Raw genomic sequence first — 11,067 nt, 5'->3', positions numbered from 1 at the left:
GCGGATTTCGACCTACTCTGAGGCCCCACTGGCCCGGGGCGATAGGGTAGACCTCCACTGACGGCGAGCCGCCAGGGAGGGCAGAGTTCAGAAAACCGATGGGTATTTCAGCGGCCTGCTAGGGAATCTCTGAAAAAGTTCAGAGTTTCCCGCGGTGCAAGGATGCACCGCCGAGATCAACAACGTAAGTTGTTGATCGCGTATGACGAATTCGGACCTGTGCCGAACTCGGCGCGTCTGAAAAGTCCAGGATGGACTTGTTCAGACCTTCCCTAGTGCGCCTCGTCCCAGTTCACCCCCACCCCAGCATCCACCACCAGCGGAACACGCAGCTTCACCGCCGCCTGCATGCGCTGTTTGACTTCCGGTAGCAGGGTATCGACGAAGTCGGTATCGACCTCGAACACCAGCTCGTCGTGTACCTGCATGATCATCATGGCTTTGTCGGCATGCGGAATCAGCCAGTCGTGCACCGAACGCATGGCGAGCTTGATGATGTCGGCCGCGCTGCCTTGCATCGGTGCATTGATTGCCGCGCGCTCGGCGCCGGCGCGCTGGGCATGGCGACGCGAGTTGATTTCCATCAGATGCAGACGGCGTCCGAACACAGTCTCGACATAGCCGTACTGGTGCGCCTGCATGCGCGCGCCCTCCATGAAGCGCTGCACGCCGGGATAGCGACGGAAGTACAGCGCGATGTAATCCTGCGCCTCTCCACGTTTGATGCCCAGTTGCTGCGCCAGGGTGAATGCACCCATGCCGTACATCAGGCCGAAGTTGATCGCCTTGGCTGCCCGACGCTGACCGCTATCCACCTGCTCCAGCGGCACACCGAATACTTCGGCAGCGGTGGCCCGATGCACATCCTGGCCGCTTTCGAATGCCGCCATCAGGCCGGGATCTTCGGAAAGATGCGCCATGATGCGCAATTCGATCTGCGAGTAGTCGCAGGCCACGATGCGGCGACCCTCGGGCGCGATGAAGGCGGTGCGGATGCGCCGACCATCCTCGGTGCGTATCGGAATGTTCTGCAGATTGGGATCGGTTGAAGACAAGCGACCGGTGGCGGCGCCGGCCTGGTTGTAGCTGGTATGCACCCGACCGGTGTCGGTATTGATCATCTCCGGCAACTTTTCAGTGTAGGTGCTGCGCAGCTTGGCCATGCTGCGGTGCTCCAGAATCAGCCGCGGCAGTTCATGCTGATCCGCGATCGCCTCCAGCGCATCTTCGTTAGTGCTGGGCTGCCCCTTCGGCGTTTTCACCAGCACCGGCAAGCCCAGCTCGTCGTACAGCAAGGCTTGCAGCTGCTTGGTCGAATCGAGATTGAACTTGCGCCCGGCCACCGCATAGGCCTGCTCCTGCACCTGCAGACCGCGCTTGCTGAGATCGCGGGTCTGCCGGCGCAGCTCCTCGGCGTCGATCAACACACCGTTGGCCTCCATCCGGGTCAGCACCTCGACCAACGGCATCTCGATATCGCGATAGACCTTCTCAAGACCAGGCTCGCCTTCGAGCTTTCGCTTGAATACCTGGTTAAGACGCAAGGTGATGTCGGCGTCTTCGGCAGCGTAGGCGGTGGCCTGCTCAAGATCGACGTCGGCAAAGCTGATCTGCCTGGCGCCCTTGCCGCAAACATCTTCAAACTTGATGGTGTCGTAGCCGAGGAAGCGCTTGGCCAAGGTATCCATGTCGTGGCGCAGGCCGGCCGAGTGCCAGACGAAGCTGGCCAGCATGCTGTCATCACGATAGCCCTGCACATCGATGCCGTGGCGTCGCAACACATGCAGATCGTACTTGCCGTGCTGACCGATCTTGCCGATGGCGGGATTCTCCAGCAACGGCTTCAGCGCACCGAGCACCGTCTCCGCGGCCAGCTGTGTCGGTGCGCCGGGGTAGCGGTGCTGCAAGGGAATGTAGATCGCTTCGCCGCATTCGATGGCAAAGCTGAGGCCAACCAGATTCGCCTGCATGGCGTCGAGGGCGTCGGTTTCACAATCGAAGGCGAACGCATCGGCCTTGGCCAGCCGATCAAGCCATACGTTAAAGGTATCGAGGTCGACGACACAGTGGTACTGCCCTTTCACTGCCATGGCTGGGTCGGGCCGCTCATCCATCGCGGCGGGCCGGGTTGCAGTGGGTTTGCCGGCCGGGCCTTCGCCGGTCAGTTCGCGCAGCGCCTGATTGAAGCCGTAGCGGGAATACAGCGCGATCAGTTCATCGCGCTGTGGCTCCCGGCGGGCCAGATCCTGCGGCCCCTGGCCCAACTCGACGTCGGTCTTGATGGTAACCAACTGGCGACTCAACGGCAGACGATCCAGTGCAGCCCGCAGGTTCTCGCCAATCTTGCCGCCGATGTCGTCGGCCCTGGCCATGACAGTGTCCAGATCACCGTATTGGCCGAGCCACTTGGCGGCAGTTTTTGGCCCGCATTTGTCCACCCCCGGCACGTTGTCGACACTGTCGCCCATCAAGGCGAGATAGTCGACGATCTGTGCCGCCTTAACACCAAACTTGGCCTCAACGGCAGCATCGCTGTCAAGCACGCTGCCGCTCATGGTGTTGACCAGCCGTACACCGGGCCGCACCAGCTGGGCGAAGTCCTTGTCGCCGGTGGAAATGGTCACCTCGATGCCCTGCTCGGCGGCCTGCAGGGCCAGGGTGCCGATCACGTCGTCGGCTTCGACGCCGGACACCCGCAGTACCGGAATGCCCAGCGCTTCGACGATCTGCATCATCGGTTCGACCTGGGCGCGCAGATCCTCCGGCATCGGCGGCCGGTTGGCCTTGTACTCGGCATACAGGTCGTCGCGAAAGGTCGGCCCCGATGCGTCGACCACGAAGGCCAGCAGGTCGGGCTGCTCTTTCAGATGACCGCGCAGCATGTTGACCACGCCGAACAGCGCGCCGGTCGGCTCGCCCAGATCGTTGGAGAGCTTGGGCAGGGCATGGTAGGCGCGGAACAGGTAGCTTGATCCGTCGATCAGTACTAGGCGGGTCATCGGGTCGTCCTGGCTGGGGCGTTGGGTATTTTCGCCGCTTCGGCGCAGAATTGCCCGCCTCGGCTCCAGATTCATCCAGCCCGGCGTCGAAACGTTATGCTGTCAGCAGTCCGAACCGGAGTGCCCGCATGAAGTCTTCCATCCTGTTTGCCTTCACCCTGAGCTTGAGCCTGCCAGCCTGGGCACAGGCGCAGAGCGAGGCGGCCACCAGCACCGAGGAGGCCGAGGCCACCGAGGCCTTGCTCAGCGCCGAGCCGCGGCCCGCCGACGAGTTGCCGGAAAAAGTCACCCTGCCGCCGCCGGTCGAACAGGCACCGGCAGTGAAGATCCGCACCGTCGACAACGGCGATGTGGTCGAGGAGTACCGGGTCAACGGCCGTCTGACCATGGTCAAGGTAAAACCGCGCAATGCGCCGGAATACACCCTGCTCGATACCAATGGCGACGGCCGCCTCGACAAGAAGGACGCCGAGGGCCCGGTGGCACCGGTGTACTGGACCCTGTACGAGTGGAACTGAGCGTGACGGACAGCGCAGCCGCAGCGGACCTCAGCGAGGTCGAAATCCGTCCGCTGCTGTCGGACGCCGACATCAGCCTGGCCTATCCGGTGGTTCGCCAGCTGCGGCCCCACCTTGATCGCGGCGATCTGATTGCCGCAGTCGAGCGGCAGCGACGCGAGGGATTCCGCTGCGTCGGCCTGTTCGTCGAAGGTGTGTGCCTGGGCTTTGCCGGCTATCGCATTCACCACATGCTGGCCCACGGCCGCACCCTGTATGTCGATGACCTGGTCACCGAGCAGAACGAACACGGCAATGGCTATGGCACACGGCTGCTGGAGTGGCTGGTCGAACTTGGCCGCAAGGACGGCTGCGATCAGCTGCATCTGGATTCGGGCTGCCACCGCACCGAGGCGCATGCCTTCTACTTTCGCCGTGGTCTGCGAATCAGTTCGTTCCACTTCAATATCGCCCTGCATCCCGGCGAGCATGGTTAGCGACACCACAAGGCGTCTGGCTGACCGCATCTGGACTCGACCCCATCTTGAACGTACCGTTTCACCGATTCACGCATCGCGGCCATCATTGAACCCATGAACCTCGCAAGCTTCTGGCTCGACCGCCTCAGCCGCGCCGTCGACGCGGCGATGATCGCCCTGGTGCCGCTGCTGGTGGCATTGACGTTCGCCCTGGTACTGGCGCGCTACTTCTTCTCCGCCGGCTCGATTGCGGCCCAGGAAGCCGGCCTGTGGATGCACAGTCTGATCTTCATGTTGGGGGCGGCCGGCACCCTGCGTGCGGACAAGCACGTGCGGGTCGACGTCTGGCAGCAGCGTCAGTCGCCGCGCGTCCAGGCCTGGATCGACCTGCTCGGTCACGCCCTGCTGCTGTTGCCGTTCGCTGTCTTCATGGGCTGGATCAGTTTCGACTACGTCGCTGCCAGCTGGTCGATCGCGGAATCCTCGCGTGAGCCCGGCGGCCTGCCCGGGGTCTACCTGTTGAAGGCGGTGATTCCGCTGACTGCGGCCCTGCTGCTGCTGCAATCGCTCTGCGAAATCATCAAGCGCCTGCAACAGCTGGCTTCACTGCGGGAGCCGGGCGCATGAGCGGGCTGATGCTGGCTCTGCTGCTGATCGGTCTGGCCCTCGGCCTGCTCAGCGGCTTTCCGGTGGCCTTCGTGCTGGCCGGCGTCAGTCTGCTGATCGCCGCCCTGGGCATGGCCCTGGGCCTGTTCGATCCGAGTTATCTGCAGGCCTACCCCAACCGCGTGTTCGGCATCATGGGCAATGAGACCCTGCTGGCGGTGCCGCTGTTCGTCTTCATGGGGGTGATGCTGGAACGCTCCAAGCTGGCCGAGGAATTGCTGGAATCGGTGGCCGCACTGTTTGGCAAGCGCCGCGGTGGGCTGGCGGTGGCGGTGCTGCTGGTCGGCGCCCTGCTGGCCGCCTCGACCGGCATCGTTGGCGCCACGGTGGTGACCATGGGCCTGATCTCCCTGCCGGTGATGCTGCGCAATGGCTACTGCCCCAGGTTGGCCACCGGCACGCTGTGCGCCTCAGGCACGCTGGGCCAGATCATTCCGCCCTCGGTGGTGCTGGTGCTGCTCGGCGATCAGCTCGGCAACGCTTATCAACAGGCCCAGCTCAAGTTGGGCAACTACAGCCCGGACACGGTCTCAGTCGGAGATCTGTTTGCTGGCGCCGTCCTGCCGGGCTTCCTGCTGGTACTGTTGTATCTGATCTATGTGTTGTGGGTGGCCTGGCGCCAGCCCGAGCGGGCACCGGCGCTGAGTGAAACAACAGAGCCGCAATCCCTGTTGCGACTGCTGCGGGCGATCGCGCCCCCCTTGCTGCTGATCGTCGCCGTGCTCGGCTCCATTCTCGCCGGCGTCGCCACACCGACCGAAGCCGCCGCGGTGGGAGCAGTGGGCGCCACCTTGTTCGCCATGCTGGCCGGGCAATTCACCTGGCGCCGTCTGATCGAGGTCAGCGAGCAGACCGTGCAGGTCACCGCCATGGTATTCGCCATCCTGCTCGGCGCCGCGCTGTTCTCCCTGGTGTTCCGCGGCTTCGGCGGCGACGACCTGGTGCATCAGGCCTTGACCGGCCTGCCCGGCGGCAAGATCGGCGCCCTGATCGCGGTGATGCTGGTGATGTTCCTGCTCGGCTTCATGCTCGACTTTATCGAGATCGTGTTCGTGGTGGTGCCGATCGTCGCCCCGGTGCTGTTCATGCTCGACATCAACCCGGTTTGGCTCGGCGTAATGATGGCGATCAACCTGCAAACCAGCTTCTTAACACCCCCCTTCGGCTTCGCCCTGTTCTACCTGCGCGGCGTCGCCCCGCCCGAACTCAAGACCAGCGACATCTACCGCGGCGCCGTGCCGTTTATCGTTATCCAGCTAGTGATGCTCGGCCTGCTGGCGCTGTGGCCCGACATGGCCACCTGGTTGCCCGGCTGGCTGTACCGGTAGGGCGGGTCTTGACCCGCCAGGGGAACACACGACACCGCCAAATCGCACCACTCAAAACATCAGGCTTCATCACGTGCAGCGAGTGATTGCGGCGAGTGGCGGCAACAAAGCGGCGGGTTAGAAACCCGCCCCACCTTGCGTCTTACCGCGTTACTTTGCTTCATCCTTAGCGGTTGATCCTCGTAGCAGTCGCTCGACCATTATTCCCGCGAAGTTGGCGATCACGACAAGGGTGGGCATCCACTCATGAGCGTAGCTGAACGCTCTAGCAAGCCACAGCGACGCAAGAAGCCACGAAATTGGCACAACAATCGTCCAACCGAACCCTGCTCGCGCGTGAAGTCGAGCAAGCGAAAACGCCACCAGCGCGGCGACGAGGCATGCGACAACCAGTGCTTTCATCGTGAATTGCACCCACAGTCAGAGTTATGGGCCTCACTCTTTTGTTGCCCTTCTGCGAATGAATCTCGAGCAATTATGGCTAGAATTCCGAGGCCGTAGCCAGTTCCGGTGCCCGCCAAGACGCCCATCGAGCTTTGCGCAAGAATATTGGTTGCAAATGGCACGACGCGAGAACCAGTACCGACACCTGTCGCGATCATAGCTCCCCTCCCAAAAGTCGCGCCGAATAACGCTCCCCCCGCGGCGCTGACTGCTGTGTCCTCACCCACCGTGTACCAATCGACTTCAGAGAAGTTCCCCCCATTGTCATGCAACTCCAAGCGCAGTAGGGCGGGTCTTGACCCGCCAGGGGAACACACGACACCGCCAAATCGCGCCACTCTAAACATTCGCCTTCATCACGTGAAGCAAGTGATTTCGGCGAATCGCGGCAACAAAACGGCGGGATAGAAACCCGCCCTACCTTGCTCAAGGGCGAATCGATGCGCGCCAAGCGGGCCGCGATCGACCCCGAACACCCCTCAGGCAAGGAGCCAACGACCCCAGCGCACACTTGACCCGATTCGATTCCTAAGCGATGTTTCCACCGCCCGCCACCCCCGACCGGCATCGCGTGGAATCGGTGACCGGCATGCGCTGGAATCAGTGACCGGTTTGCGTGGAATGCGCAGGCAACAGAGCGGCGGGTTAGAAACCCGCCCTACCTTGCTGGCCAGAGCTCGCAACCTGGCTGCCCGGCTGGCTGTACCGGTAGGGCGGGTCTTGACCCGCCAGGGGAACACACGACACCGCCAAATCGCACCACTCAAAACATCAGGCTTCATCACGTGCAGCGAGTGATTGCGGCGAGTGGCGGCAACAAAGCGGCGGGTTAGAAACCCGCCCCACCTTGCGTCTTACCGCGTTACTTTGCTTCATCCTTAGCGGTTGATCCTCGTAGCAGTCGCTCGACCATTATTCCCGCGAAGTTGGCGATCACGACAAGGGTGGGCATCCACTCATGAGCGTAGCTGAACGCTCTAGCAAGCCACAGCGACGCAAGAAGCCACGAAATTGGCACAACAATCGTCCAACCGAACCCTGCTCGCGCGTGAAGTCGAGCAAGCGAAAACGCCACCAGCGCGGCGACGAGGCATGCGACAACCAGTGCTTTCATCGTGAATTGCACCCACAGTCAGAGTTATGGGCCTCACTCTTTTGTTGCCCTTCTGCGAATGAATCTCGAGCAATTATGGCTAGAATTCCGAGGCCGTAGCCAGTTCCGGTGCCCGCCAAGACGCCCATCGAGCTTTGCGCAAGAATATTGGTTGCAAATGGCACGACGCGAGAACCAGTACCGACACCTGTCGCGATCATAGCTCCCCTCCCAAAAGTCGCGCCGAATAACGCTCCCCCCGCGGCGCTGACTGCTGTGTCCTCACCCACCGTGTACCAATCGACTTCAGAGAAGTTCCCCCCATTGTCATGCAACTCCAAGCGCAGTAGGGCGGGTCTTGACCCGCCAGGGGAACACACGACACCGCCAAATCGCGCCACTCTAAACATTCGCCTTCATCACGTGAAGCAAGTGATTTCGGCGAATCGCGGCAACAAAACGGCGGGATAGAAACCCGCCCTACCTTGCTGCCGTGATGGCGCCCGCAGGCAGTCATCGCCTCAAGGCGGCGCCCAAGTCAAAGGTGAACATCCACGGCCAGATCCAGCCCAAGCGCCCCAAGCCGAAGCTGGTCGGAGGCAGAAACAATGAATCCAAAGCTTCCCTCAACAAATAAACCCACAAACAATTCGCATCGCCCTCCGGCGGCACGGACACGAGCAAAGGCATCCTGCAGGTGAGAACTCTCTTCAATTAATTCGCCGATGACGTCGTCGAAATGGCCGATGACTTTTTCCCTCAAGACGAAGGAGCAGTAGGTTTCTCGATACTTGCCTGAGAGCGGCCGCCCATCGCGCGTTTGTCGATCGTCTCCAACCGAATGGGCAAACCTAGGCTCCCTGCCAATTGCGTTAACAACAGAACTCGCAGAGTCTGTGGGATGCCAGATTCTCAAAGAGATAGAAAAGGAAATGTCTGACATCAACCGCCTCCAGGCAACAAGGGCCCATAGGGGCCATGATTTTCACCCAACCCATCGACAGCGCAGCAGGGTGGGTCTTGACCCGCCAGGGGAACACACGACACCGCCAAATCGCACCCCTCGTAACACCAGGCTGCATCACGTGCAGCAAGTGATTGCGGCGAATGGCGGCAACAAAGCGGCGGGTTAGAAACCCGCCCTACCTTGCTCAACACATCGTCCCCGCACAGAAACGCACGCCGGACGCAGCGCGACACGCAGTGATACGTGCCGGAAACCGTTGGATCCATCAGCTGTGAACGCGGGTAGCCCATGCACCCAGCATCTCGCATCCGACAGATTGCCGCTATCAGACTCCTTCGGCGAATGAGGTAGGACTTTTCCTAATTGATGGCTGTCCAAGTCTGTGGCCAAGTCTGTGCTTGTGTGATGGGTCCAAGTCTGTGGTCAATCACTTTCCGACCTAGAATTGCTGCCGCTCTGACTGCGCACATCAGCTGCAGTCCTTAGCGCGGAAAGTGCGATCGCTACCCCAGACGCGAGTGCAATGAGGTGCACTGCTCCAACAATCTCGATGTATGCACTCAGGGAATCGCGACATGCGGCATGAGAATCACCAACAAACCTTGCCGCAGCCCCAGGCACTACCAAGAGCGCGTACGCAAGTGTCGCCATCAAGAGCAGGATTGCGGCTGCTCGAATTCTGGGCTTTTGCGAGAATTGTGTGACCAGCAAAAGTAGAACAACCCAAGCGATGGTGGTGTAGAAATACATGAGCACTATTCTCCACTGCAGCCGCAGGCGGGCGGTCTTTGCCGAAACACTTCGCTCCAAGCGCGCTTTGCACCATTGTTGATATCTTGGCGACTATCGGCGTCGAAATTCGTCGTGCCATCTCGCATCAGGTCTTCCGGCACATCGAACATGATTCCTCCGGCCAGCACGCCTAGGTGACCAAGTGGTCCCGTGTGGTGTACCCCGGTATATCCGGCAATGTAATTGCCAAAACTGGCTGAGCTAATGGGAACACCATCGACCATGAATCGATCGTCTGGCGCCCTGAATCTGAAATCGAACTTGCCTAGGCTACCTCCGTTGTAGCCCAAATGATTTCGAATCGCATTCAAAGTTCGAGTCACCGGGTTGCGTAGTTCGTTTCGCGCTTGCTCGAGAAATGCATCGGTCTCGCACTCAGTCCAATCCTTCAGCCCCAGAGGATCGACCCTGCCCACGGGGTTTCCGCTTGCGTATCCATAGCGATTCACCCCACCCACTAACCCAATCGGATCCGCCTGCGTATACCGCCCGGTACTCGGGTCATAGTACCGATGCCAGTTGTAGTACAGATTGGTCTCGGCGTCATAGTACTGACCGGGGAAGCCGAGGTTTAGCGCACCAAAGCTGCCGCCCTGCTGCATCACCTCGCGGTGGAACGCATAGTTCTTGGCGCGCCAGACCGGCTGATTGGCGCTGTTCGCCACCACTTCCGGTCGGCCCAGGTGGTCGTTATAGATGTAGTGCACCGCGCCATTGCGAATCACCGCCACCGGCTGACCGGAGAAGTACACATACACCGAGGCAATCGCGCCGTCGTCGGTGTTGCTGTTCGGCGCAGTCTCAGCCAACAACTCACCGCTCGGCGCATGCAGGTAGCGTTGAATCCAACGGCGAGTGGTTCTCAGGCTGTCACGGCTGAAGTAGTCAGTTCCGCGGCGCAGCTGGAATCGACTGGGCGGGCTATGGTCGCTGCGATAGGTACGCTGACCGGCGTGGTTGTAGCCATAGGTCCACAAGCCCGCTGTCATCACCGGGCACGTACCTGCGCGAGCGGTGTCGCATTCGGTTTGGTTGGTGCCTCGCACCACCCAGCGCTGCCGCTGGAACGGGTCGTAGTAGAAGTCGGTGCCTTCTGTCGCCCCACCATGCGTCAGCTGGGTGCGGTTGCCGAGCGCATCGATCTGATAGCGACGATCGACCGAGCCGCCGGCCACTTGCCTCAGCCAATTGCCCTGATAGGTGAGCCCAAACCCGCTGCCACCTCGGTTGTGTGTCTGCCGATGCCCGATGCTGTCGTAGCTCCAGTACTCATCCTGCCCGTCGTGCCGCTGGCCCATGGTCAGACGATCGACATCGTCATAGCCAAAGGTTTGCGTGCTGCTGTCGTAGCCGTTGGCAATTGAGCTCATTCGATCGTTGGCGTCGTAGCCATAGCTGAGCGACTGCAGGGCGCCGGTGCTGATACTTTGCAGGCGGTTGTCCCACCCGTAGGTCAGTTGGCGCACTGCGCCATTCCCGTAGGTGAAGCCGGACGGCCTACCGGCCGAGCGGTAACTCACATTGGTTAGAATGGTCCGCACCACGCCGTTGACCCTGGCATTGATCGCCGACACCATGCCACCGGCGTAGCTATAGGTAACGACCACGCCATTGGCATAGGTCAAGCTGTAAAGCCGTCCGTACGTATCGTACTTGTAGCTGACCCCGATGCTGCGCTCTACGAGGTTCTCCACATCTACGAAGTTTTCCGCCAGCGAGGTCAGCTGACCCAGCTCATCGTAGGAGTAGCGCGTGTTGGCACGGCCGCTCTCGTCGTCGAGCGAATTGGAGACCGAACACAG

9 protein-coding genes are annotated in these 11,067 nt (G+C 61.1%); 4 read left to right on the top strand and 5 right to left on the bottom strand.

The genetic code is table 11. From position 1 onward, the window contains the following. Positions 1-272 precede the first annotated feature (272 nt). Entirely contained in the window at positions 273-2,999 is a 2,727-nt protein-coding gene (gene polA / locus IFO71_RS20665; protein ID WP_192031585.1) for a DNA polymerase I, read from the bottom strand. A 128-nt stretch (positions 3,000-3,127) separates the two neighbouring features. Between polA and IFO71_RS20660 the strand changes: the two genes are divergently transcribed. From IFO71_RS20660 to IFO71_RS20645, 4 genes are all read left to right on the top strand, one after another. Continuing rightward, entirely contained in the window at positions 3,128-3,517 is a 390-nt protein-coding gene (locus IFO71_RS20660) for a DUF2782 domain-containing protein (RefSeq protein WP_192031584.1), read from the top strand. Positions 3,518-3,519: 2 nt separating this feature from the next. Continuing rightward, positions 3,520-3,993 (top strand): GNAT family N-acetyltransferase, encoded by a 474-nt coding sequence (locus IFO71_RS20655; RefSeq protein ID WP_332309428.1) that lies wholly within the window; start codon positions 3,520-3,522, stop codon positions 3,991-3,993. A 96-nt stretch (positions 3,994-4,089) separates the two neighbouring features. Continuing rightward, complete coding sequence (locus IFO71_RS20650; RefSeq protein WP_192031583.1) at positions 4,090-4,602, top strand: TRAP transporter small permease subunit; 513 nt, start codon at positions 4,090-4,092, stop codon at positions 4,600-4,602. Then, a complete protein-coding gene (locus IFO71_RS20645) occupies positions 4,599-5,969 on the top strand; it encodes a TRAP transporter large permease (protein ID WP_192031582.1) in 1,371 nt (456 codons plus the stop codon). Before IFO71_RS20650 ends, IFO71_RS20645 begins: the two co-directional genes overlap by 4 nt. A gap of 150 nt (positions 5,970-6,119) precedes the next feature. Here the strand turns inward: IFO71_RS20645 and IFO71_RS20640 are convergent, their stop codons facing one another. The 4 genes from IFO71_RS20640 to IFO71_RS22375 all read right to left on the bottom strand — a co-directional run. After that, positions 6,120-6,371: a hypothetical protein gene (locus IFO71_RS20640; RefSeq protein ID WP_192031581.1), complete on the bottom strand. Its 252-nt coding sequence runs from the start codon at positions 6,369-6,371 to the stop codon at positions 6,120-6,122. A 904-nt stretch (positions 6,372-7,275) separates the two neighbouring features. Then, positions 7,276-7,527 (bottom strand): hypothetical protein, encoded by a 252-nt coding sequence (locus IFO71_RS20635; protein WP_192031581.1) that lies wholly within the window; start codon positions 7,525-7,527, stop codon positions 7,276-7,278. Between the two features lie 517 nt (positions 7,528-8,044). Further along, on the bottom strand, positions 8,045-8,449 hold the full coding sequence (locus IFO71_RS20630) for a DUF4279 domain-containing protein (protein WP_192031580.1): 405 nt from the start codon (positions 8,447-8,449) through the stop codon (positions 8,045-8,047). 779 nt (positions 8,450-9,228) lie between these two features. Beyond that, positions 9,229-11,067 (bottom strand): RHS repeat-associated core domain-containing protein (locus IFO71_RS22375; RefSeq protein WP_192031579.1); only part of this gene is annotated, 1,839 nt, incomplete at its 5' end.

It is taken from the genome of Pseudomarimonas arenosa (assembly GCF_014841215.1).
Classification (GTDB): domain Bacteria; phylum Pseudomonadota; class Gammaproteobacteria; order Xanthomonadales; family Xanthomonadaceae; genus Pseudomarimonas; species Pseudomarimonas arenosa.
The sequence above is the reverse complement of the archived record's forward strand: the minus strand, read 5'-3'. Positions and strand labels throughout refer to the sequence as shown.